Origin of the sequence: Mucilaginibacter kameinonensis (assembly GCF_003675385.1) — a bacterium.
Taxonomy (GTDB): domain Bacteria; phylum Bacteroidota; class Bacteroidia; order Sphingobacteriales; family Sphingobacteriaceae; genus Mucilaginibacter; species Mucilaginibacter kameinonensis.
The window spans coordinates 169,274-192,602 of the sequence record NZ_RCWZ01000001.1; the positions used below are offsets into that span (position 1 = coordinate 169,274).

General features: G+C 43.2%; 20 protein-coding genes. 16 read left to right on the plus strand and 4 right to left on the minus strand.

The window, feature by feature from the left end; genetic code table 11:
- The first annotated feature begins 107 nt into the window (after positions 1–107).
- From EAH55_RS00695 to EAH55_RS00715, 5 genes are all read left to right on the plus strand, one after another.
- On the plus strand, positions 108–1,733 hold the full coding sequence (locus EAH55_RS00695) for an NADP-dependent glyceraldehyde-3-phosphate dehydrogenase (RefSeq protein ID WP_121808071.1): 1,626 nt from the start codon (positions 108–110) through the stop codon (positions 1,731–1,733).
- Between the two features lie 435 nt (positions 1,734–2,168).
- A complete protein-coding gene (locus tag EAH55_RS00700) occupies positions 2,169–2,897 on the plus strand; it encodes a hypothetical protein (protein ID WP_121808072.1) in 729 nt (242 codons plus the stop codon).
- A gap of 10 nt (positions 2,898–2,907) precedes the next feature.
- Complete coding sequence (locus EAH55_RS00705) at positions 2,908–4,308, plus strand: RtcB family protein (RefSeq protein WP_121808073.1); 1,401 nt, start codon at positions 2,908–2,910, stop codon at positions 4,306–4,308.
- Complete coding sequence (gene prfH, locus EAH55_RS00710) at positions 4,308–4,919, plus strand: peptide chain release factor H (protein WP_244228067.1); 612 nt, start codon at positions 4,308–4,310, stop codon at positions 4,917–4,919. Before EAH55_RS00705 ends, prfH begins: the two co-directional genes overlap by 1 nt.
- A gap of 93 nt (positions 4,920–5,012) precedes the next feature.
- Positions 5,013–6,290, plus strand: coding sequence for a hypothetical protein (locus EAH55_RS00715; RefSeq protein WP_121808075.1), 1,278 nt, complete (start codon positions 5,013–5,015; stop codon positions 6,288–6,290).
- A gap of 73 nt (positions 6,291–6,363) precedes the next feature.
- Here the strand turns inward: EAH55_RS00715 and EAH55_RS00720 are convergent, their stop codons facing one another.
- On the minus strand, positions 6,364–7,899 hold the full coding sequence (locus tag EAH55_RS00720; protein WP_121808076.1) for a carboxylesterase/lipase family protein: 1,536 nt from the start codon (positions 7,897–7,899) through the stop codon (positions 6,364–6,366).
- 166 nt (positions 7,900–8,065) lie between these two features.
- Between EAH55_RS00720 and pafA the strand changes: the two genes are divergently transcribed.
- From pafA to EAH55_RS00735, 3 genes are all read left to right on the plus strand, one after another.
- A complete protein-coding gene (gene pafA, locus EAH55_RS00725) occupies positions 8,066–9,748 on the plus strand; it encodes an alkaline phosphatase PafA (RefSeq protein ID WP_121808987.1) in 1,683 nt (560 codons plus the stop codon).
- An 87-nt stretch (positions 9,749–9,835) separates the two neighbouring features.
- Positions 9,836–10,462 carry a thiamine phosphate synthase gene (locus EAH55_RS00730; protein ID WP_121808077.1) on the plus strand — a complete coding sequence of 209 codons (627 nt, stop codon included), beginning with the start codon at positions 9,836–9,838 and terminating at the stop codon, positions 10,460–10,462.
- 8 nt (positions 10,463–10,470) lie between these two features.
- Positions 10,471–10,857, plus strand: coding sequence for a hypothetical protein (locus EAH55_RS00735; RefSeq protein WP_121808078.1), 387 nt, complete (start codon positions 10,471–10,473; stop codon positions 10,855–10,857).
- Positions 10,858–10,887: 30 nt separating this feature from the next.
- On the opposite strand, the gene EAH55_RS00740 is transcribed toward EAH55_RS00735, so the two are convergent.
- Positions 10,888–11,301, minus strand: coding sequence for a hypothetical protein (locus EAH55_RS00740; protein WP_112574440.1), 414 nt, complete (start codon positions 11,299–11,301; stop codon positions 10,888–10,890).
- A 149-nt stretch (positions 11,302–11,450) separates the two neighbouring features.
- Here EAH55_RS00740 and EAH55_RS00745 point away from each other — a divergent pair, with 149 nt between their 5' ends.
- The 5 genes from EAH55_RS00745 to EAH55_RS00775 all read left to right on the plus strand — a co-directional run bounded on the left by EAH55_RS00745 (position 11,451) and on the right by EAH55_RS00775 (position 17,366).
- Positions 11,451–12,023 (plus strand): thiamine diphosphokinase, encoded by a 573-nt coding sequence (locus EAH55_RS00745; RefSeq protein WP_121808079.1) that lies wholly within the window; start codon positions 11,451–11,453, stop codon positions 12,021–12,023.
- A gap of 150 nt (positions 12,024–12,173) precedes the next feature.
- The gene (locus EAH55_RS30775) at positions 12,174–13,280 is read left to right on the plus strand and encodes a DUF6515 family protein (RefSeq protein WP_162996704.1); all 1,107 of its coding nucleotides are present in this window, start codon (positions 12,174–12,176) and stop codon (positions 13,278–13,280) included.
- Positions 13,281–13,815: 535 nt separating this feature from the next.
- Positions 13,816–15,096, plus strand: coding sequence for a replication-associated recombination protein A (locus EAH55_RS00765; RefSeq protein ID WP_121808083.1), 1,281 nt, complete (start codon positions 13,816–13,818; stop codon positions 15,094–15,096).
- Positions 15,097–15,165: 69 nt separating this feature from the next.
- Positions 15,166–16,641 (plus strand): DUF5687 family protein, encoded by a 1,476-nt coding sequence (locus EAH55_RS00770; RefSeq protein ID WP_121808084.1) that lies wholly within the window; start codon positions 15,166–15,168, stop codon positions 16,639–16,641.
- Between the two features lie 2 nt (positions 16,642–16,643).
- Entirely contained in the window at positions 16,644–17,366 is a 723-nt protein-coding gene (locus tag EAH55_RS00775) for an ABC transporter ATP-binding protein (RefSeq protein WP_121808085.1), read from the plus strand.
- A 103-nt stretch (positions 17,367–17,469) separates the two neighbouring features.
- Here the strand turns inward: EAH55_RS00775 and EAH55_RS00780 are convergent, their stop codons facing one another.
- Together EAH55_RS00780 and EAH55_RS00785 are read right to left on the minus strand one after the other, a co-directional pair.
- Positions 17,470–18,711, minus strand: coding sequence for a peroxiredoxin family protein (locus EAH55_RS00780; protein WP_121808086.1), 1,242 nt, complete (start codon positions 18,709–18,711; stop codon positions 17,470–17,472).
- 57 nt (positions 18,712–18,768) lie between these two features.
- Positions 18,769–19,908, minus strand: a complete 1,140-nt coding sequence (locus EAH55_RS00785; RefSeq protein WP_121808087.1) for an acyl-CoA dehydrogenase — start codon at positions 19,906–19,908, stop codon at positions 18,769–18,771.
- A gap of 404 nt (positions 19,909–20,312) precedes the next feature.
- Here EAH55_RS00785 and EAH55_RS00790 point away from each other — a divergent pair, with 404 nt between their 5' ends.
- The 3 genes from EAH55_RS00790 to EAH55_RS00800 all read left to right on the plus strand — a co-directional run bounded on the left by EAH55_RS00790 (position 20,313) and on the right by EAH55_RS00800 (position 23,292).
- Positions 20,313–20,555: a helix-turn-helix domain-containing protein gene (locus EAH55_RS00790; protein WP_121808088.1), complete on the plus strand. Its 243-nt coding sequence runs from the start codon at positions 20,313–20,315 to the stop codon at positions 20,553–20,555.
- Positions 20,556–20,640: 85 nt separating this feature from the next.
- Positions 20,641–22,695, plus strand: coding sequence for a M13 family metallopeptidase (locus EAH55_RS00795; protein ID WP_121808089.1), 2,055 nt, complete (start codon positions 20,641–20,643; stop codon positions 22,693–22,695).
- A gap of 69 nt (positions 22,696–22,764) precedes the next feature.
- Positions 22,765–23,292, plus strand: a complete 528-nt coding sequence (locus EAH55_RS00800) for a hypothetical protein (RefSeq protein ID WP_121808090.1) — start codon at positions 22,765–22,767, stop codon at positions 23,290–23,292.
- The last annotated feature ends 37 nt before the right edge of the window (positions 23,293–23,329 follow it).

Genomic DNA, 23,329 nt, shown 5'->3' on the forward strand with positions numbered 1-23,329 from the left:
GCCCCCTTTGTGCTACAATAAAATCAGTAAACATTATTAGCACATAAAAGCTTGCTTGTTAAAGCAGGCTTTTTTTATCTTAGGGGGAATCAAACCCTTGAAAAAATATGAGTTTTAAAACCCAGCTCAGTTCAATTTTTGTTGATGAAAACAATATCCCCCCCGAATTTCAGATTGAAGAAGTACACCAGCGCGAATACCTGAGCGGTGGCGAAATGAAACCATGGAACGATGAAGTAAGCGAAGTTTACTCGCCCGTTGGCTTTTGGGGACAGGATGGCACCTTTAACCGCAAGCTGATTGGCACCTACCCCGTTTGCACCGAAAAAGAAGCATTTGAAGCTTTGGATGCAGCCCTTGAAGCCTATGACAATGGCCGCGGCGAATGGCCAACCATGAGCATTGCCGACCGTATTAAATGTATGGAACGCTTCATTTACAAAATGAGCGAACAGCGTACACTGGTAGTTAAACTCCTGATGTGGGAAATCGGTAAATCATATGCCGATTCGGCTAAAGAATTTGACCGTACCATCGAGTACATCAATGCCACTATCGATGCATTGAAGGATATCGACCGCCAGTCGTCTCGCTTTGAAATGGCCGAAGGGTTGGTAGCGCAGATCCGTCGCTCGCCTTTAGGTGTGGTACTTTGTATGGGCCCGTTCAACTATCCGCTGAACGAAACTTTTACAACGCTGATCCCTGCGCTGATCATGGGCAATACCATTTTATTTAAACCACCTAAACATGGTACGCTGCTGCACTACCCATTGTTAAAAGCATTCCAGGAATCATTCCCTAAAGGTGTGGTAAATACCATTTACGGTCGCGGTGCTGTAGTAACCCCTGGTTTAATGGCTTCAGGTAAAGTAAACGTACTGGCCTTTATCGGCTCGAGCAAGGTAGCCAACGACCTTAAAAAACGCCATCCTAAAATTAACCGTTTAAGGGCCGTTTTAAGCCTGGATGCCAAAAACGCGGCTATTGTAACCAAACACGCCGACCTGCCGCAAGCGGTAAGCGAATGTATTTTAGGATCGCTATCATTTAACGGCCAGCGTTGTACCGCCATTAAAGTAATATTTGTACATAAAGAAGTTGCCGACGAGTTCTTAAAATTACTGAGTGAAGCTGTCGCTAAACTTAAGTTCGGTTTGCCATGGGAAAAAGATGTAAAACTTACCCCGCTTCCGGAGCCGCACAAACCAGCCTATTTAACCGATATTGTAAACGATGCCCTGGCCAATGGCGCTAAAGTGATCAACGAGAATGGCGGCGAAACATCGGCTTCGTTCTTTTTCCCGGCCATTGTGTACCCGGTTAACGAAAACATGAAGCTATACCGCGAAGAACAGTTTGGCCCGGTGATCCCGGTTATTCCGTTTGAGGATATCGAGGAGCCGATCACTTACCAGATAGATTCCCCGCATGGCATGCAGGTGAGTATTTTCAGTAATGATGCCAAAGAAATTTCGTCGCTGATAGATCCGTTTGTGAACCTGGTGAGCCGTGTAAATATCAATAGCCAGTGCCAGCGTGGCCCGGACGTATTCCCATTCACCGGCCGTAAGGACAGTGCCGAGGGTACCCTTTCGGTACATGACGCGTTAAGGTCGTTCTCTATTCGCTCATTAGTTACCACCAAAATGACCGAAACCAATAAAAACATCATCAACGAAATTGTGAATGACAACGATTCCAATTTCCTGAGCACGAAGTTTATATTGTAGAGGGCGTTTAAAGCCCAACCGAGCGTCATTGCGAGGTACGAAGCAATCCCCGATTAGCAGGTCCACCCTGTACAGTTTGGGATTGCTTCGTACCTCGCAATGACGCTTTTTATTTATCCAAACACTCCTCAATCAAAAAATATTTGCATCTTTGCGCCAATTCCTTAATTGTTAACCCTTTAATATTTTAAGGACTATGCTACAGAGTATCTCATACATATCCCATTAATGCATCACCTCTAACAGGTGGACAGCAATCCTTTTGTTTTTATTTAAAAAGTTTTGTCGGCGCGTTTTAACCGGCAATAGGTTTTGCTTGTCTGCGGATTTACACCTTAACGGTTACGCTGCAATCTCAAAATGGGTATATCCCTAACCCGGGGACGAATTTTTAAAAATCAGAACAGATTTTGAAAGACTAACAAGTAAAGTCCGATGGACATACATGATTTGCCGTACCGTTTAAAATCGGCGCGGAGAAAAAAACGTTTGATTAAAGAAGCGTTTGATAAAAAACTGATCCAACTTAACAAGCTCCAGGATAAATTAAACACAGAGAAAAAGGCGCTGCCATGGATTCCGCTCGAAAAACCATATCAAAAGGGCTGGAAACGGGAATTTGTGCTAACTGCTAAAGAAAAGCGTGGCCCCAAAGCCGATTTTTTTGAAGGATTGCTGAGTAAAATAAATTTTCCCGTTTACCACTACGATGAAACATTCCAGGTAAAGAAAAAGAGGAGAATGACTTACGAATATTTAAACCAGCCTCAGTTTTTGCGTGATTTCAGCCCATACAATTGGCGCTTAAACAAGATGCTGCTCACCGACGAAGAAAAGGCTCTTTTTGAACGAAAAGAAATATGGCACGAACAATATAGAGAATGGGCAGTAAGATTTGTATTTACAGAACCATGGCGGTTTGAACTGGCTATTAAGCCTCATTTCATTTACCTGGTAAAACTTGGCGACGAATTACTGGAGCAACAGATTGGTGAAGTTCATAACCGCCTTAGGCGGGATAATCTTTGGCCGTATATCAACCGGATAAAGCGTGGTAATACCTACAAATATTGGAAAGTCATTTTTTCCGAACAGCCCAAATACATAAACGAATTTAAAAACAATCCGAAGTACGCGTCGAAAGAAGCATACCTCGACTATTAACAATACCCTTATGGGCAATTTAAAAACAAAAGAATTAACACAGATAGGCTACACTGACAACAAACAGCGCAGCCTCGCCGTGAATATGATAGCCAAACACTTTAAGCAATACAGCAAAGCAGAGGCAATTAATTTATTAACCAATATCCAGCAGCAACCGGATGCTTTTTTAAACAATGAAATAAGCGGAAAAATAGCCGAAACATTTATCAGCAATATACACGAAGCGATAAGCACATCTTACGAATTAAAAGATCAGCACGCGCCACTAAACATTTTTGGAGAAGCCGGCATTGAGCCATCCGCCATCAAACAGATGGAACTTGCACTTAAGCTACCAATTAGTTTACAGGGAGCATTGATGCCCGATGCACATAGCGGCTATGGCCTGCCCATCGGCGGGGTACTCGCCGCCAAAAACGCGGTGATCCCTTATGGTGTTGGCATGGATATCGGCTGTCGGATGGCCCTATCAATTATTGATGCCGATGAACGATTTTTAAACCGTTATACCCATCAAATAAAACAAGCTATAAATGATCATACTCACTTTGGTATTGACGGAGGTTTGAATGCATCTCAAGATCACGAAGTACTTGATAGTCCCCGCTTCCATCAAACACCTTTACTTAGAAAGCTACATGGAAAAGCTGTTAAACAATTAGGCTCATCTGGCAGTGGAAATCATTTTGTGGAGTTTGGGCTGATGGAAATCTACGAAGGCAATGCCATCGGGCTTCCACCCAAGCAATACCTGGCTTTGCTGTCACATTCGGGCAGTCGTGGCCTCGGAGCAAACATCGCCCGGCATTATACACAGATAGCTATGGAAACCTGCAAACTTCCGCGCGAAGCACAGCCGCTGGCCTGGCTTGATCTTGCTACAGAAACCGGTCAAGAATATTGGCTAAGCATGAAGCTTGCCGGCGATTACGCAAAGGCATGTCATGACCGTATCCACACTAATTTGCTAAAGGCGCTGGGTTTAAAAGCCTTGGCCAAAGTTGAAAACCACCACAATTTTGCATGGAAGGATACACTGATAGACGGCACAGAGGCAATTATCCATCGTAAGGGAGCTACTCCTGCCCATGTTGGTGAACTGGGTATTATTCCCGGCAGCATGGCCACTCCCGCTTATTTAGTAATGGGCAAAGGAAATGATAGTGCCTTATACTCTGCATCGCACGGCGCGGGCAGGGCTATGAGCCGCAAGGAAGCACGGGAAAGCACAACAGGCTCGGCAGTTAAAAAGATATTGGCAGATGCTGATGTAACCCTGATTGGCGGCAGTTTGGAAGAAAATCCATCGGCCTATAAAAATATAGACACGGTGATAGCCGCCCAGCAACAATTAATTGAAGTACAGGGTAAATTTCACCCACGTATAGTAAGAATGGACAAAGAATAATGAAAAAGATCATACAAATAACCGCAGGGAAAGGCCCAGCGGAATGCTGTCTTGTTGTAGTTAGGGTTAGAGACCTGATCATGAAACAGGCAAAGGCACAAAACATAAGCATAGCTATAGCTGAAGATAAACCGGGGCCGCAAAAAGGCACACTTTTGTCGTCTGCTTTAATAGCTGAAAGTAACCACCTGGAGAGCCTGATAAAAGAATGGCAAGGCACCATACAATGGACAGCGCAAAGCCCCTATCGACCCGCGCATAAACGTAAAAACTGGTTTGTAGGTGTTGAAGTATTCGATATTCCGGAACAAACAGGTTTTGATCCTGCAGATGTGGTATTTGAAACCACCCGGTCATCGGGGCCGGGCGGGCAAAATGTAAATAAGGTTGAAACGGCCGTACGCGGCACACACAAACCTACCGGCATACAGGTCATAGCTATGGATAGCCGTTCGCAATTACAAAACAAAAAACTGTGTTTAATAAGGCTTCAGGAAAGGATAGCTGCGCTTCAAACCGGTAAACTTACGGATCAGCAGCAAAGCCAGTGGCTGGAGCATCACTCGCTTGAGCGGGGCAACCCGGTTAAGGTTATAAAGGTGCCGCTATAAAGCAATAAAACATGCTGCATAATTACAAGCCCGAAAATCAAGCTAATTAAATGTATTTTCGGGCGGTTTTAAACTTATACCGTCACAATATTCATGAAACAATTTTATACGCTTCTATTTACATTTTTCCTGCTCTCTTTTTACCATGCCTCTGCGCAAACTAACTACAAACAAGGCTTTGTTATTACCAGTAACGGCGAACCCATTAACGGTTTTATCAATTACAGGGAATGGTATTCAAACCCTGATAACATCAGCTTTAAAAAGACCCTTGATGGCAAAGTGCAGAATTATCACCCCACCGACATCAGCTATTTTGAAATAGCCGGGATTGAACAATATCAATCGGCGATGGTAGCCATCAGCATGGGCAAGACCGATATCCAAACCGTTGGAAACGAAATAGACACAACCTCTAAAACCGACCAGGTTTTTCTAAAAATCGTACAAAAAGGGGCTAATGTGTCATTATTATCATATACCGACGCTATTAAAACCAGGTTTTACGTTACCGATAACAAAACTGGCATAGCACCACAGGAGTTAAAGTACCAACCTTACCTTGACAGGGATTCACCTTCGTTAAAGAAGAAAAACATTTATTATGCCCAGCTTATTGAACTGGCTAATAAATACCGCCAGGATAATGCTCGCGCGGTAATAGATCGTATTGTAATACTTAATTATAACGAGGATGAGATACTTAAAGTAATAAACCTGATCAATAATGATAACACTGCAACTGTTAAAAAAAGCAATGCGCATGCGTACAGCTTATATGCAGGTGTTGGTTTAAATGCCAGCCGGGTAACCAGACAGGGCAATCCGCCGACTGGCACTACTGATCTTCAAAAGTCATCTTACCTACCCGAATTAATTTTTGGTGTAGATGTACCTTTTAATCCTAATACAGGTCGTTTAATTTTCAGGACCGAACTGGTGCTGGAAATGATCAAGGCACGGGTCAGTAATTATGACGTTGAATACAGTTCAACTACAATCAGGACTTATTCTTTTACGCAAACAAGTGCTTCATTAAGACCTCAGCTTGTTTACAACTTTTTTAACGGAAACAATTTCAAGTTCTACCTGGGCGGAGGAGCAGCCATTAACTTTTCACGATATAGCGCTGCTAATACTAAAAAGCAGATGTCAAGTGCTACCGTACCGGGATTCAATTCCGTTTCAGAAGAAAAGGTGCCATCAAGCGGAGGAGCCTGGTTTACACCAATAGCAAAAGCTGGATTTATAGTTGGCAAAAAATTTGACCTGAGCTTCGGATATAGTCCTTCAACTGGTATCGCAGCAGCGGCAAACATCCTCGGGATATCTGTTACTACCGTTGAAGCCGGTGTAAATTATCACTTTTAAAAATGCTATCCGGCATAGAAAGAGGCTTACAAGGTTTTAAAAACCTCGTAAGCCTCTTTTCATATATATACTCTTATTTTCCACTTGCCCGCTTTACCATAAAATCCAAAGCTGCTTTGTCAGGTAATGGTTTCGCTTCCGGTTTTTCGCCCAGGATCATAATTTTATTATCGCTTGTTGTATAGGCAGGCCATGTTGGTACACCTTTCCCGTTAGGGTTACCGGTTTTAGCAAAATTTGCCCAATAGGTGCTCATGATATTGGCCAATTGCTGATCAACAGGCTCCCATGGGCGGTTCAGGAATTTAAGGTTATCATAAGCATAAGCCACCTCGCCGGTATGGAAAGCGCCATATTTAACAAAATCTGCAGTGGCCGGCAAGCGGCGGGTAAAACGGTAAACATAAATTTTCGATTTCGCTTTTTCGCTTTGTACATTGGCCCAGGTATAATTCTGCATCCCGAAAATCTGATCGCGGTTGATCCGGATTTGTGAGGTTGCAGCTTCCTGATCCGAACCTGCCGGGTACAATTTTAAAAGTTCATCAGCATCAGCACCGTATTGAGTGCTTATCATTTTCTTATAATCTTCGGCCGTTTTTGGCGGGCCAACAAAGGCATCATCTTCATTCCAGCCGGTAAGTACGGGCACATCGTTTTGCTTATGCTCATTAAAAATATCGGCAATACTTTCCGGTAAAACATAACCGTCAATAACCGGGCGGCTTTGGCCTTTGCCAACCAGTTCGGCAGCAGGTTTGTTTCTCAATTCCGCAAGAGAACTTGCACCTAATGTAGTTGCCGTTTTTATGCCGTTTTCTTCCGCTTCTTTCAAGCCGTCGTATTCACGCGGACTGATAAAACTGGCCCCGCTTTCGGCTATAGCGCCGTTAAACAGGCCTTTTCCTAATGGTGATGCCACCAAACAATTTACACTCATGGAACCTGCCGACTGACCAGCGATAGTAACCTTGCCCGGATCGCCGCCAAAGGCAGCTATATTCTGTTTTATCCATTTCAATGCAGCCAACTGATCCATCAAACCATAATTTCCTGAAGCATGATGCGGCGATTCCTTAGTTAATTCGGGATGGGCGAAAAAGCCAAAAATCCCCACACGATAATTAATAACCACAAATATGATCCCCTTTTTTGCCATCGCTTCGCCATCATAAATAGGCACACCCGCGCCGCCGCTTACAAATCCTCCACCATAAATATATACCAATACAGGTCGTTTTTCTGCGGATGTTTTAGCGGCAGTCCATACGTTTAAATAGAGGCAATCTTCGCTGATAGGTTCGTAAGGAATGAGAAATTCGCGTGTGTATACACCAAATGCATCAGGCTTACCCTGCATTGGGCTGGCAGCAAATTCGGTGCATTTTTTAATACCATCCCAGGGCTTTACCGGTTGAGGTGCTTTCCAACGTAAATCGCCAACGGGCGGAGCCGCAAAGGGGATTCCTTTATAAATATGCACATCGCCAGCCTGATTGGCGAAACCAGATACTTTGCCTGCATCGGTAGCCACAACATCAAGGTTTTTATTTTGAGCAAAAACAGAACTTACCAGCAGCAAAAGCGGAAGTAAAAGGATGCGTTTCATCTAAATAGGTTTAATAATTGGTTTGTTAAACTTACAAAGTTTTCCCGAACAGACCTTGCGTTTAAACAACAAACCCTTTGTAACAATCTGTATAATTAACAAAAACATCATATTGCATTTTAAATGCTTTGTTGATATTTGGCGCAATCAAAAATCTTTTCCCGCGATGAAGTTTAAACATCTGCTGCTTATTTCCCTCTCGTTCGCTACCGTTTCGGTATCCGCACAAAAAAAGAAAACTACAACAACGCCTCCTGCGTCTGCATCAATTCCCCGCCCAAAACTGGTTGTGGGTTTAGTGGTTGACCAAATGCGCTGGGACTACCTGTACCGTTATTATGATCGTTACCAAACCGGTGGTTTTAAACGCATGCTTAATGAAGGTTTCACCTGCGAAAACACTAATATCGACTATATTCCTACCGTAACAGCTGCTGGTCACACCTGCATTTACACTGGTTCTATCCCTGCCATACACGGCATAGTTGGCAACGACTTTATTATCCAGGCTACCGGCAAATCAATGTATTGTACAGATGACAGCACAGTGGTTGCCGTTGGCAGTACTTCAAAAGCGGGCCAGATGTCGCCCCGTAACTTATTGGTTAGCACCGTTACCGACGAGTTAAGGCTTGCTACCAATTTCCGTTCAAAAGTTATCGGTATTGCCTTGAAAGACCGCGGCGGTATCCTGCCTGCAGGTCACTCGGCAAATGCAGCTTACTGGTTTGATGATGCAAGCGGCAACTGGATCACCAGTACTTATTATATGAATGACCTGCCGTCATGGGTTAAAACTTTCAACGGTCAAAAAATTGCTGAAAAATACCTGAAACAGGATTGGAACCCATTATACCCTATTGATACTTACGTGCAAAGCGCGCCTGATAACAGCGACCGTTACGAAGATAAATTTCCAGGCGCCGCTACACCAACCCTACCGGTTAAAACTTCTGAATTGTATAAAGGCCGCATCGGCATGATCCGCTCTACTCCTTTCGGCAACACCATGACCCTTGATCTGGCTAAGGCAGCCATCGAAGGCGAAAAGCTGGGTAAAAATACCGTAACCGACTTTTTAGCAGTGAGCCTTTCATCAACAGATTATGTTGGTCACCAGTTTGGCCCTAACTCGGTTGAGGTTGAGGATACATATTTAAGGCTCGACCAAGACCTGGCGGCTTTTTTCAATTATTTAGATGCCACTGTTGGTAAAGGCAATTACTCGGTTTTCCTGAGTGCCGACCACGGCGCTGCCCACAATCCTAACTTTTTGAAAGATCATAACATCCCCGCAGGTGTTTGGGACGATAGCAAAGCTGCCAAAGAAATGAACACCATGATCAGCGATAAATACAAGGTGAATAACCTGATCATCAGCATGGATAACTACCAGGTTAACTTCAACAACGCGGCCCTTGCAAAAGCAGGCGTTAGTGAAGATGCTATAAAACTGGATTGTATCGATTACCTGAAAAAGCAACAAGGTATTGCTTATGCAATCGACCTGCAAAAAATTCAGGAAGCTAATATTCCTGATGATTTGCGCAGCATGATCATTAACGGTTACAATGCGGAGCATAGCGGAGCCATCCAGATTATCCTGAAACCGGCCTGGTATACAGGTCATGGTTCTAATGACCGTGGCCCAACCGGTACCACACACGGTACTTGGAACCCGTATGACTCACACATTCCGCTGGTATTTATGGGCTGGGGCATTAAACATGGCAACCTTACCCGCCAAACACATATGACTGATATTTCGGCTACTATAGCATCGTTACTACATATCCAGGCACCTAACGGCTGCGTGGGCAAAACTGTTAGCGAAGCGTTGAAGAACTAAGTTGTAAGTTTTTCGTACAAAGTCCTGAGTTAAAGCACAGCCAAACGGCCTTGTTTGGCTCGGGACTTTTTAATTTGGAAAAAAGCGATGAAAAAATATATCTCCAGATTTCATTACGTTACACAGGATATGCCAGGCCGAAGCCATGTGCAGCAGGTACAAATTGCTTGCGGGGCAGGCGCCAACTGGGTGCAATATCATTGCATGAGCAAACCCGAAGACGAACTGATTGATGAGATAAACGAGATAGCCGAAATTTGCGACGATTGGGGAGCAACCCTTATCATCGCCAACCATTATGATTTGATTGACCGGGTTGACGCACAGGGTGTACATATTGATGATATCGACGCTGACCTCCCGACTATACGAAAAATTATCGGCGCGGATAAAACCCTTGGCGCATCTGTTAATGACGCTGACGAACTATTAAAATTACAAAGCACCGGCGTAGTTGATTATTACGCCTATGGCCCGTTTTCATCTACTTTAACCGATGACTCGAACGATAATGCCCCTCTTGGCTTTAACGGGTATCGCAAACTGGAAAAGCTGGGCATAAGCATTCCGGTGATAGCGGCCGGCGGCATCCAATTGGATGATGTAGAGCCTTTGCTTCAAACAGGGATAGATGGCATCGCGGTATCATCAGCCATAAACCTGGTTGCTGATCCGGCAGCAAGCGTTAAGGAATTTTACAGAAAAATGTATTGAATTACTTGATGCATATTTTATATAAAGAGGATACTGATTATCTCAATAAGTTGTTAAACCTGCCTGCAAGAGGTGATGAACAAGATTGGGATATTGAATTGGCCGATCCGGCAAGGTTAAGCGAATTTTTAGCGACATTTAGGGCGTATGATCTAACACTATCTGTTAAAAAAGCTTTTTTAGCTCTAATAATCGCATCCTATGACGATCTATTGCAATACGATCCTGACGATGATGATTTTTATTGGACATCTATAAAAAGAATAATCGAGCCAGAGAAACAAGAACATCTTGCATTATTACAATATTGGGCATTTGGCAATTTACCCCCCGAAGAAAACAATACTAAATTCCGGGTTACGAGCCGTGTAAAAAGCTATTTAAGTGAGGCTTGATTTGGAGTGTCATGGTATTAACAGTAGCCCCTATCTGTATTTGATCTGCCAATTGGTCTTCTTTAATTCATCAAGCGAATAATCCAGCCTTTTCAAATACTTTTTGTTCCCGATCAGATAGCTCATATCCGCTCCGCCTCTTTCATATTTGGTTAGGCTATCGAGATTAAAAAAATATACATATAACGCTTTAGCTTTCCCTTCATTAGTATACTCAAGCCAGGCATTTTTGCCCGCTTTTGTTATAAAAGCGGTGTCATTAGGCGCTATTGCATGTGATTGATAATATGCGATGTTATTTGCTGTGTATTTGGTTGTATCGTTGACGACCTCTACGGCGATGCTAACCGGAGATTGATTAATAACGCACAGCCGATTGTCGTAATAATCCATAATGCAGCCTGTAAAAAACAAAAGCGCAAACAATAAAAGCTTCCTTTTCATGATAGGTTTACCGTTAATACTCAATAAATAAAAAAGGTGACCGTTAATACTATTCTACGGTCATAAAATGTAGCCTCTACCTCATATCACAATAAAAACCTCATCTTTATATTTTCATTTAATATTCATCTGTAGCATCTACATTAGCAATGTCATCACATCATATAGTTCGCGAAAAACAGGAGCCTGCTTTACTGGTTTTAAGTATGGATACTTTTGACGAAGAAATGCTTGGTCAGTTGTTGGAGTGGAGCCCTACGGTGATTTGCACAACCGATACTGCAGAAAAACTGAACACCTCGGGCATCAAGGTTGACTGGATAATTAGCGATGGGGATGCAGGTGACTTGCAATCAGATGTAAAGCTGATGCCAACTGGCGATGATAACTCGGCCGGCGCTGCTTTAAAATACCTGTTAACGCATAATTACCCGGCAGTTAATGTGATAACTGATGCGCCGGAACTGAAAGATTTTTTGTTTTATGCTGATAAAATAAACCTGGTAATTTTCAGGGAGCAACAAAAGATCTACCCGGTTAATTCGGGTTTCAGTAAGTGGAAACCGGCAGGCGAGTTCATTGAATTGCTTTCGCACCCTTCGGGCTTGCAATTGAGCGGGCTTGAAGCCGTTGGCGGTAACAGGTATAAAACCACACACGATGGCTTTTTTACCCTTCAGTTTGAGCAATCTTTTTTGTTCATTGCCGAGGATATAGCGTAGCGAAACCGGCGACCCGTACGTATAGATAGTATTGGTTCGCTTTTTGAGTAAAAAATAATTTAAAACGCGTTAAACCGTTTAAACATTTAATAGTCTATATATTTATATCAGCAAAAAATATTATGCTGATCAGTTAAAAATTCTTTCATCATGAAAAGGACATATAAAAATCTATTAACAATTGCTTTAGGAGGCTTGTTGAGCCTGTCTTTAGCATTCAATGCTGATGCACAACGTGGCGGCGGTGGTTCTCGTGGTGGCGGAGGAGGCGGTGGCTCAAGATCGTCAGGCGGCGGTGGTGGCGGAGGCGGTAGTTTTTCCCGTCCTTCAGGTGGCAGTTTTTCACGCCCTTCAACCTCGTTTAACGGTAGCACCCGTACCGCGATAGCGGCACCACAACGTAGCTATGGCACCGATTCACGCAGCAGCTACGGCACTCCGCAACAACGCAGCTATGGTGGTATCAGGCCAAACGGAACCTCAATAGCACCACAACGCAGCTATGGCAGCACTGCGCGTGTATACAATGGCACCCGTGGCGGTTATGCAACTGTAGACAGAAGGGTTTACAATGGCGGTCGTGGCACCTATTACAGAGGCGGTGGTTACGCCTATGGTGGTCGCAGGGTTTACCCTGGCACTTACCCTTATGGTGGCCGCGGCGGTTACTTTGGCAACCACTATTACTATCCATACCGTAATTATTATAACTCGTTCTATTATCCACGTTTAGGTTTTAGCATAGGTTTCTTGCCTTACGGCTACTATCCTTTCTGGTGGGGCGATTACCAATATTACTACAGCGATGGTTTGTACTATCGTCAGTACAACGATCAATATACCGTTGTTGAGCCTCCAATTGGTGCCGAAATCAAAACCTTGCCATCAGGTGCGGAATCAATCATGATCAACGGCGAGCAGTACTATGAGTTGAATGGTGTTTACTATCAGCCATATACCAAAGATGATGGTTCAACAGTTTACGTGATTGCCGGTAAAGATGGTCAGTTAAATACCGATCAGGGTAACGGCGATGGCGGCAGTGTTGATCAGGGCCCGCAAATTGGCGACATTGTAACCCAATTGCCTCCGGATTGCAGGAAGATCAAAATCAATGGCGAAAAGCTATTTGTATCTCCTGACGGTTATTACTACCAGGAAACTCAAAACGGCGACAACAAAGCTTACAAAATTGTAGGCACTCCGTCAGATGATCCTGAAGATAACAACAGCGATCAAAATCCTAACCAACAGTAATTAATAAAAATTCGAATATATATAGTAAAGGCTGCTTCCGTAATGAAGGCAGCCTTTTTTGTTGATGTGTTGTAGATAGAGCATAAAATTTTCAGTACCTATGTTTCTGGCGAAAAGTGCGGGATTGTGCGATTCCCCTCTTGAGAGGGGTGGAGGGGTGTGTTTCTCTTCAAGCGATGAAACACACCCCAGCCACCGCTCGTTTCTTTCGCAGCCCCTCTCAAGAGCGGGGCTGTTGCATTCTAATATTGAGTTCTTAAAAACTCGCACGATTAAGCGTCTACGCTTGATCGTTAGCCTTAATTGAGCGTCCACGCTCCCGTAAAGCGTTATAAACGTAAGCGTGGACGCTTACGTTGGTTATAATTCAAGCGAAAGACGCTTGAACTTGCGTTATATATTATAGAATGCAACAGCCCTGCTCTCAAGAGGGGGTTTTAAAAATTCAGGCTAAAACCAATAAAAGCACAACGACGGGCCTATTAATTACTAATTTTTTTAGGATTTAGCGTTTTCTTTTCTGAATTTTACTTTTATGAATAACCTCCCGCCATTAGCCGAACGTATGCGTCCCAAATCGCTTAATGATTATGTTGGGCAAAAGCACCTTGTTGGGCCGGGAGCTGTTCTGCGGAAAGCCATCGAATCGGGCTCCTTGCCATCAATGATATTCTGGGGGCCGCCAGGCGTTGGTAAAACAACGTTGGCTTATATCATTTCGCAATCCTTGTTCCGTCCGTTCTTTGCTTTGAGCGCTATCAATTCGGGGGTTAAAGATGTACGGGAGGTGATAGAAAAAGCATCTCAGTTAAAAGAACAAGGTGCCATACTGCCGATACTATTTATCGATGAGATCCACCGCTTTTCCAAATCCCAGCAAGATTCCCTGCTGGGTGCAGTAGAACGGGGCATAGTTACCCTAATAGGCGCTACTACCGAAAATCCATCCTTCGAGGTTATCTCGGCTTTGCTCTCACGGTGCCAGGTTTACATACTACAACCACTTTCCGAAACCGACCTGATTGATCTGCTAAACAAAGCCATGCAGGAAGACGTGGTTTTGAAGGAAAAAAACATCACCATAAAAGATTACGAAGCTTTACTGCGCCTTTCGGGAGGCGATGCACGCAAGCTGCTCAATATTTTTGAGCTGCTGATTAATGCTTTCGACAGCAAGGAAATAGTATTAACCGATGAAGTTGTACTGGAACATGTGCAGCAAAACATGGCCCTGTATGATAAAACCGGTGAGCAGCATTATGATATTATCTCGGCCTTTATCAAATCTATGCGGGGTTCTGATCCCAACGGCGCGGTTTACTGGCTGGCGAGGATGATAGTTGGCGGCGAAGATCCGCTGTTTATCGCCCGCCGTATGCTCATTCTGGCCTCCGAAGATATTGGCAATGCCAACCCAAACGCCTTGCTGCTTGCGCAAAGCTGCTTTGAAGCCGTTAACAAAATAGGCATGCCCGAATCACAGCTGATATTATCGCAAACGGCCATTTATCTGGCCACATCACCCAAAAGTAACTCAGCTACAACAGCCATAGGCGCGGCTATAGCTTTGGTGCGCCAAACCGGCGATTTACCTGTGCCGTTGCATTTGCGAAATGCGCCAACCAAGTTTATGAAAAATATAGGCTATGGAAAGGACTACAAATACGCCCATAGCTATGAAGGCAATTTTACCGACCTTGATTTCCTGCCCGATGCCCTCCGCGGAACAAAAATTTATGATCCCGGTAACAATGCGCGCGAAAATGAATCAAAAGAAAAGTTAAGAAAACTTTGGGGCGACAGGTATAAATACTAATTTAAGCTTCGCTTTCAAAAGGTATATCTTTAACTAAACCTATACCTTAACCCTTAACTGTCTATATCTATGATCACTACCTTCCTCGGGCACGAGCTCAAAGCTTTCTGGCGGTCAAAAAATACAGGTAAAAGTATTGCGATCCGCGTGGTAATGGCTTTGCTTATCCTTTATCTTTTTGCCTGTATTTTGTTTGCAGGGTTATTTTTAGATAAAATTCTGGAAGAATCTTTTCCAAATGACGACGTGGTGATCTCTTTTTGTGGCATTATCCTGCTCTACTTCCTGTTCGACCTCATCATGCGTATGCAGTTGCAGGAGTTGCCAACATTAAGGGTACAACCGTATCTCCATTTGCCTGTTAAACGCAATACTGTAGTATCATACCTGGCTTTCACGGCTATGTTATCGGTTTTTAATCTGTGGCCCATTATACTTTTTATTCCCTTTGTTTTAAAGGTGATCCTAACAGATTCGGGCGCTTTACCGGCGTTGGCCTTTGTACTGGCCATTTTAGGCTTCATGCTTTTCAACAATTACCTGGCCTTATTTATTAAGCGTAAGGCCAATTTAAACGGTTGGGTTTTCCTGGTATTTATAGCAACGCTGGGCTTGATCATCACAGGCGATTTTAGGTTTCACCTGTATTCAGTCCATAATATTTCTTACCTGTATTTCGGGCATTTGCTTAGTAAACCGGTATTGGTATTACTCCCCATAATACTTGCTGTAGCCATGTACTACATCAATTTTGCCTATTTAAAGCAAAACCTTTATCTCGAAGAATTAAGCTCGCGCAAGGCCTCAGCCTATAAAAGCAGCACCGAGTTTCCGCTGTTAAACAGGTTTGGCAAAGTTGGTGATCTGGTAGCTAACGAACTGAAACTGATCTTCCGCAACAAGCGCCCCCGTTCGGCATTGGTTATGGGCCTGTTCTTTATGTTTTACGGCCTTATATTTTACACTAACAGCCATTACGGACAAACCTGGTACATTTTTGTTGGCATGTTCATGACGGGTATTTTCATAATTAACTACGGTCAGTTCATGTACAGCTGGCAGGCCGCGCATTTTGATGGTTTGTTGGTGAGCAAGATCAACTTCCGCGATTTCTTGAAGGCTAAATACCTGTTGTTTACCATGGTATCAACGGTGGCCTTTATCCTAACCACACCTTATGCCTATTTTGGCTGGCACATTGTATTAGTGCATTTTGTAATGTACCTGTGGAACATCGGCGTTAATACAACCATTGTACTGTTTTTTGCTAATCGCAATGCAAAAAGCATCAACCTGTCAAAAGGCGCTTCATTTAACTGGGAAGGTGTAGGCGCTACGCAGATGCTCATCTCGTTCCCGCTTATGCTCACGCCATATATTATTTACCTCCCCTTCTCCCTGTTTAAGCATGCCGATATGGGTTTGGCCATGCTTGCCGCTATTGGGATCATATTTGTTTTAACCCGCGACTTTTGGGTTAAAAAACTGGAAGAAGATTTTATGCAGAAACGTTATACCATTGCCGAAGGCTTCAGAAATAAATAATCATGATTGAAGTAAGAAATTTAAAAAAGATCTACAACGGCATTACCGTTGTAGATGTGCCAGCATTGCAAATCAATAAAGGCGAAAGTGTTGGCCTTGTAGGCAATAACGGTGCGGGTAAAACTACACTGTTCCGGATGGTGCTTGACCTCATCCGTGCCGAAAGCGGCGAGATCTTATCCAATGGCGAAGTTGTAGCCGGTCATGAAAAATGGAAGGATTATACTGCAGCCTATCTCGATGAAGGTTTTTTAATAGACTACCTAACCCCCGAAGAATATTTTTATTTCATAGGTGGCTTACACAACCTCAACAAGGCGCACGTTGACGAAGTATTAACCAGTCTCACCGATTTTTTTAACGGCGAGATCCTGAAAAAAGGCAAATACATCCGCGACCTTTCAAAGGGTAACCAATGCAAGGTTGGCGTTGCAGCCTGCTTACTGCAGGAACCTGAATTGTTGATGCTCGACGAGCCTTTCGCCAACATCGACCCAAGTACCCAGTTCAGACTTAAAAACCTGCTGAAAGATCTCAATAAAAATAAAGGTGTAACCACCATAGTATCCAGCCACGACCTTAACCACATCACCGATGTTTGTGACAGGATTCTGCTGATGGAAAAGGGTGTGATCATTAAAGATATCGCAACCAGTTCATCAACGTTGAATGAGTTGGAAGCTTATTTTGGTGTAATGTCCCCTTCTGAAGAGAAAGGCATTTAATAAAACTATGTCATTGCGAGGCACGAAGCAATCGCATGCTATACAGAGCGGTTTTGCTTCCGTGCGGTTGCCACGCTTCGCTCGCAATGACATAACTATTTTATTAAGGAGCAGGAACGGCAGCTAACAAATCATCCGTCAACTTTTCAAACTCGCTGATAAACTCTGTATAGTGCTCACCGGTGCCCGGGCCGCTAAAACCGGTATGGATTTTTTGTACATCGCCGCTTTTATCAATAATGATGGTAGTAGGGAAACCAACTACTTTTGATAGCATAGGCAAACTTTGAGCTGTTTGCTTTTTGTCGCTGGTGTAGCCTGTTATCAATAGCGGATAGGTTACTTTAAACCGGTCTTTCACCTGCTGTAGCGCTTTCTTTGATTTCTCAAAATCGGTGCTGCGCTCATAAGCCAGACCAATTACTTCGACACCTTTATTGTGGTATTTTTTATAGTAGTTAACCATATAAGCTGTTTCATCCATGCAGTTGGGGCACCATGAGCCCAGGATCTGAACAATAACTACTTTATTTTTGAACCTGTCATCATCCAATGACACTGTTTTACCATCAAGATCTTTAAAGCTGAAAGCTAATTTTTTATAGCCCGGCTTTAATGACGTGAGAGAATATGCATCAGGCAATTTGGCGTTTTCATCTTTTACTGCTGTCCACGCCTGTACTGAAGAATACCCTGCGTAAAATTTACCATCGGTTATCGTTTTATCGTCGCTGATAGTAGCAGTAAAGGTATAAGCATGACCACCATCAAAAGTAGACAGGTAAAGTTTGTTACCACTCACCGAACCCTCAAGGTAGCGGTAGTCGCCGGTGGTGGTCAGGAAAGTACCGGTAAGTTTATTACCATCCTGTTTAAACTCGCCAACGGTTGTATCGCGGCCCTCCCCTTGGCCAAATACTGCCGACCAGCGGCCACCAATATTAAACGCAGGTTTTTCCGGGCTTTTGAAAAATCGCCATGAAGTATTAGGCACTGCACTGAATGGAACAAGAAGATCATTATCTGCCAGGTGCCTTACCCAATTGCCGTTAAGGCTATCTCCATTAAGTTTCAGTTTAAAATCAGAATTGAACAAAGGCATGTGGATAAAAACAGAATCGCCTTTGGTGGTAACATCGGTTACCTTAAAATGCTCGGCACCGTTAATAATGGCTAATTGTGGTTTGCCTCCGGTGCTATTAACCTCAAAATTGAAAGGAATTTCGGTACCCGATTTTGTTTTAAGCGCACCACGCCATTCGCCGGTTTTTAGTTTAGTTTGAGCAAAGCCGGTTTGCAGAAATAGTAATCCGCAAACACCGGCCGCGATATTTTTGAAAGTCATACTTAAATATATAGTCTACTTAATCTATATACTTTCAAAGTTATAAAAACAGTACCGTTATTTCAACAATCCGCGCGAAATGACAATTCTTTGAATTTCAGATGTTCCTTCATAAATCTGCGTTATTTTAGCGTCGCGCATCAGGCGTTCAACATGATATTCCTTCACATAACCGTAGCCGCCATGAATTTGAACAGCTTCGGTAGTAGTTCGCATAGCCACTTCTGAGGCATATAATTTAGCCATTGACGAGGCCTGCACATATGGTTTACCATGGTCTTTAAGCCAGGCGGCTTTAAGGCACATCAAACGGGCAGCTTCAATTTCCGTTGCCATATCGGCCAGTTTAAATTGAATAGCCTGATGATCGGCCAGCATTTTGCCAAAGGTTTTACGTTCCTTAGCATATTGCACAGCCAGCTCATAAGCACCCGAAGCCAGCCCCAAAGCCTGTGAGGCGATTCCGATCCGGCCTCCTTCAAGTAGTCCCATGGCGAATTTAAAACCAAAGCCGTCTTCGCCAATACGGTTTTCCTTAGGTACCTTAACGTCGGTAAACATCAGCGAGTGGGTATCTGATCCCCTCACCCCCATTTTATTTTCTTTAGCGCCAACAGTAAAACCGGGCATACCTTTTTCAACAATAAAGGCATTAATGCCATGGTGTTTCTTACTTACATCTGTCTGGGCTATCACAATATAGGTAGAGGCCGTACTACCGCTGGTGATCCAGTTTTTGGTACCGTTGAGCAGGTAATGATCGCCCATATCAATAGCGGTTGTTTTTTGCGATGTAGCATCAGATCCTGCCTCGGGCTCCGAAAGGCAAAACGCACCGATACATTCGCCTTTGGCTAACGGTACCAGGTATTTCTGCTTCTGTTCTTCGCTGCCATACTTCTCAAGTCCGTAACATACCAGCGAATTATTTACAGATACAATTACCGAGGTGGAGGCATCAATTTTGGAAAGCTCTTCCATCACCAGCACGTATGATATGGCATCCAAGCCAGCCCCGCCATATTGCGGTGATACCATCATGCCAAGGAAACCAAGTTCACCAAGCTTCCTTACTTGTTCGGCGGGAAATTTTTGCAGTTCGTCGCGTTCTATAACACCAGGTTTCAATTCTGTTTGCGCAAAATCGCGCGCAGCCTGGCGAATCATTTTTTGTTCTTCGGTCAGTTCAAAATACATGGGTATAATTAAAACATAAATATATAAATTACTATGCATGCATAGTAAAATTATAAACAAAAAAAGAGAGCTTTTTTGAAGCTCCCTTTCCCCTAATTAATTTAAACTATTGATTAAACCCAAAACAAAGAACAAAAAATCTCAACTTGGGCGTCTGAGAATTCAATTTTAATTTTTCACAGGTAGATGTTACTAAATCTCTTATTTTTTCACAGATGATACAGGGCGTGTAATTCTATACAAATCTTTTGCCATAATTATAAAATTGTGGCATTAATATTTCATGTTTAAACGTTAGTTGTTCATTTTTATAAAAGAATAATATCTGCATATAAAATGTATTGATGTTATTTTATTTTTAGCTTACAAAAAAAACATAAAATATTAAATAAGCCGATCCACCCATGCTTTTAACTGATTTTGAATACCTTAACGATACCGATAACGCGTTTAAACGAAAAGTAGCTTTACAGATTAAGGCTTTACGCAAGCAAAACCGGGTTACTCAGGAGAAGTTTTTTAAAGAAACACGCATAAATATTGCAAGGCTCGAATCAGGTATTATTGATATCAGATTAGAAACACTTCGTAAAATTTGTTATTATTTTAACGTTTCGTTAGCAGGTTTTTTCCAGGAGATATATTAAATTATCATATTTAGAAAAAAACGTTGTCCTAAATTCTATTATAACATACAGTCGTTGTATTTTAATTCATACACACACCTAAAAAATGAACAAACAAATCCATTCCTTATCCATAATTGTCATTTCGCTCGGCACTTTGCTCAGTGCCTGCAGCCATGAAGACAAGATAAAAGCTTACGAAGCCGGTGATCCCGTGATCCATAATATGGACACTATCGTAAAGCCGGGCGACGACTTTTTTAAATACGCCAACGGCGCCTGGCTGCGCAAAAATCCTATCCCGGCGGCATACGCCTCATGGGGCATAGGCAATGTTGTGCAGGATGAGCTGCGTGACAGGATGAAGAAAATCAACGAAGATGCCCTAAAAGCCAACGCACCCAAAGGCAGCAATACCCAAAAAATAGGCGATTTCTATTTCAGCGGGATGGATACCGTTAACATTGAAAAACAGGGCCTATCTCCGTTAAAGGATGAGCTGGATAAAATAGACCGGATAACAGATATCAAAAGCCTGGTTGAAGAATTTGCCCATCTGCAAAGGATTGGCGTTACACAACCCATTGGCGCATACGTTGGCCAGGATGCTAAAAACAGTTCAAAAATGGCATTGGGCTTATACCAGTCGGGTATTGGTATGCCTAACCGCGATTATTATTTTAATAAGGACGAGCATAGCGTTGCCATCCGTACCGACTATCAAAATAAATACCTGCCTACCATGTTTAAACTGGCGGGCTTAGCTGCTGATAAAGCTGCCGCCGCCGCTAAGAAAACTTACTCGCTCGAAACTTTCCTGGCCGATAGCAGCCGTAAACTGGAAGACTTGCGCGACCCGTACCATAACTATAACAAAATGACGCTTGCTGCCCTGAGCAAGCTGGCCCCGGACATTGACTGGAAGCCCACATTTGAAAAAATGGACTACAAAAATGCGGATACTGTAATTGTAGGTCAGCCAGAATATTACAGGGCTTTAAATAAAGCTTTAAAAGTTTATACGATAGACGATTGGAAAAATTACCTGCGCAACAACCTCATCACAGCGTTTGGCCCATACCTAAGCAAGCCATTTGATGAAGAAGTGTTCCGCTTTTATGATAAGGTTATTGAAGGTAGCACCGCCCAGCTTCCGCGATGGAAACGGGTGCTGGATACCGAAAACGGTTTGATGGGCGAAGTTTTAGGGCAGATCTTCGTGAAAGAGTACTTCCCCGAAAAAACAAAAGAGCGCTATGTGAAACTGGTTGAAGAAATGCGCGCCAGCTTCAAAGAGCACATAGAAAAGCTGGACTGGATGAGCCCCGCGACAAAGGAAAAAGCCTATTACAAACTATCAAAGGTTAATCCTAAAGTTGGCTATCCCGATAAATGGAAAGATTTTTCAACTTTGGAGATCAACCGCGGCCCTTACGCCCTCAATGTATTGCGGGCAAATGAGTGGTGGCATAATTTCAGTGCGGCCAAACTGGGCAAACCTGTCGACCGTACCGAATGGGATATTACCCCGCAAACCTATAATGCTTATTACAACCCATCAAACAATGAAATTGTATTGCCTGCCGGTATTTTTACCATCCCCGGCTACAAGGATGAGAATATTGACGACGCCATTATTTACGGCTACGCCGCCGCTTCAACTATCGGTCACGAAATGACACACGGCTTTGATGATCAGGGCCGCCAGTTTGATGCCGCCGGAAACCTGAAAGCCTGGTGGACACCACAGGATTCGGTAAAATTTAGCCAACGTGCCAAAATGCTTATCGACCAGTTTAATAGCTACAGCATTTATGGTTTGCACGTAAACGGTAAAGCCACCCAGGGCGAAAACATTGCCGACCTTGGCGGCATCGTAATAGGGCTTGATGCTTTCAAGAAAACCCAACAATACAAAGAAGGCAAACTCATAAACGGCCTAACACCACTGCAACGCTACTTTTTAGGTTATTCGCTGGGCTGGCTTACACAGGATAGGAAAGAATCACTATCAAGCCAGATCCTAACCAACGAACATGCACCGGCATTTATGCGTGTTAACGGCCCATTTACCGATGTACCTGAATTTTACGAGGCATTCCACATTAAAAAGGGTGATAAGATGTGGATTGATCCGGATAAGAGGGTGAAGATTTGGTAAGTCCCAGCCCCCTAAAGAGGGAGTTAATGAACAACGACGGGAAATCATTATCTTAATTCAACCTTAAGTATGAAGTGGCTATTTTTTATTTTTATTCTGCTTCCTTTTTTTGCAAAAGCCCAAGACATAAAAAAGGACACAGTTTTGCTTAAACCTCTAAATAAAATTGACACGGTGGTTTACGATATTGGCCATGATAAGCTCTATTTTGAATTATCACAGGTTTTGAAATACTTAAAAAAGTATCGTGGATCTAACTTCTATAAAAAGCAAGGTATAGCGCTCTTAACTAATGCTTTGAAGGCACATGTACGCGGTTCTTTTTACCTGCAAGATACACTCATAGAATATCCACAAACAGGGCTTATTGACACTGCAGCGATACAGAATAAATACCTTGGCGCAATGCAAGAGGTTGTACCGGCAATGTTATCCGATGGTTACGTTATGGTTCGTGATGCTCATGACCATCATTTGATTCCATTCTTGCTGATAACAAAGGAAGAGAACGGAAATTATATTGGTGCTTATACAGAATTTACAGTTTTTTTGCCTGATGGAAAACGTCTGTATAACGCTATGATTTTTCACAGATAAGTCCGTTTACGATTTTCTCAGGTAACTACCACATGGT

Coding starts and splice junctions, on each gene's coding strand:
- prfH (WP_244228067.1), top strand. CDS start 4,308: ATGAAAAAGATCATACAAATAACCGCAGGGAAAGGCCCAGCGGAATGC.
- EAH55_RS00735 (WP_121808078.1), top strand. CDS start 10,471: ATGCATATTTTATATAAAGAGGATACTGATTATCTCAATAAGTTGTTA.
- EAH55_RS30775 (WP_162996704.1), top strand. CDS start 12,174: ATGAAAAGGACATATAAAAATCTATTAACAATTGCTTTAGGAGGCTTG.
- EAH55_RS00770 (WP_121808084.1), top strand. CDS start 15,166: ATGATCACTACCTTCCTCGGGCACGAGCTCAAAGCTTTCTGGCGGTCA.
- EAH55_RS00795 (WP_121808089.1), top strand. CDS start 20,641: ATGAACAAACAAATCCATTCCTTATCCATAATTGTCATTTCGCTCGGC.
- EAH55_RS00790 (WP_121808088.1), top strand. CDS start 20,313: ATGCTTTTAACTGATTTTGAATACCTTAACGATACCGATAACGCGTTT.
- EAH55_RS00745 (WP_121808079.1), top strand. CDS start 11,451: ATGTCATCACATCATATAGTTCGCGAAAAACAGGAGCCTGCTTTACTG.
- EAH55_RS00780 (WP_121808086.1), bottom strand. CDS start 18,711: ATGACTTTCAAAAATATCGCGGCCGGTGTTTGCGGATTACTATTTCTG.
- EAH55_RS00700 (WP_121808072.1), top strand. CDS start 2,169: ATGGACATACATGATTTGCCGTACCGTTTAAAATCGGCGCGGAGAAAA.
- EAH55_RS00705 (WP_121808073.1), top strand. CDS start 2,908: ATGGGCAATTTAAAAACAAAAGAATTAACACAGATAGGCTACACTGAC.
- EAH55_RS00720 (WP_121808076.1), bottom strand. CDS start 7,899: ATGAAACGCATCCTTTTACTTCCGCTTTTGCTGCTGGTAAGTTCTGTT.
- EAH55_RS00695 (WP_121808071.1), top strand. CDS start 108: ATGAGTTTTAAAACCCAGCTCAGTTCAATTTTTGTTGATGAAAACAAT.
- EAH55_RS00730 (WP_121808077.1), top strand. CDS start 9,836: ATGAAAAAATATATCTCCAGATTTCATTACGTTACACAGGATATGCCA.
- EAH55_RS00740 (WP_112574440.1), bottom strand. CDS start 11,301: ATGAAAAGGAAGCTTTTATTGTTTGCGCTTTTGTTTTTTACAGGCTGC.
- EAH55_RS00800 (WP_121808090.1), top strand. CDS start 22,765: ATGAAGTGGCTATTTTTTATTTTTATTCTGCTTCCTTTTTTTGCAAAA.
- EAH55_RS00775 (WP_121808085.1), top strand. CDS start 16,644: ATGATTGAAGTAAGAAATTTAAAAAAGATCTACAACGGCATTACCGTT.
- EAH55_RS00765 (WP_121808083.1), top strand. CDS start 13,816: ATGAATAACCTCCCGCCATTAGCCGAACGTATGCGTCCCAAATCGCTT.
- pafA (WP_121808987.1), top strand. CDS start 8,066: ATGAAGTTTAAACATCTGCTGCTTATTTCCCTCTCGTTCGCTACCGTT.
- EAH55_RS00715 (WP_121808075.1), top strand. CDS start 5,013: ATGAAACAATTTTATACGCTTCTATTTACATTTTTCCTGCTCTCTTTT.
- EAH55_RS00785 (WP_121808087.1), bottom strand. CDS start 19,908: ATGTATTTTGAACTGACCGAAGAACAAAAAATGATTCGCCAGGCTGCG.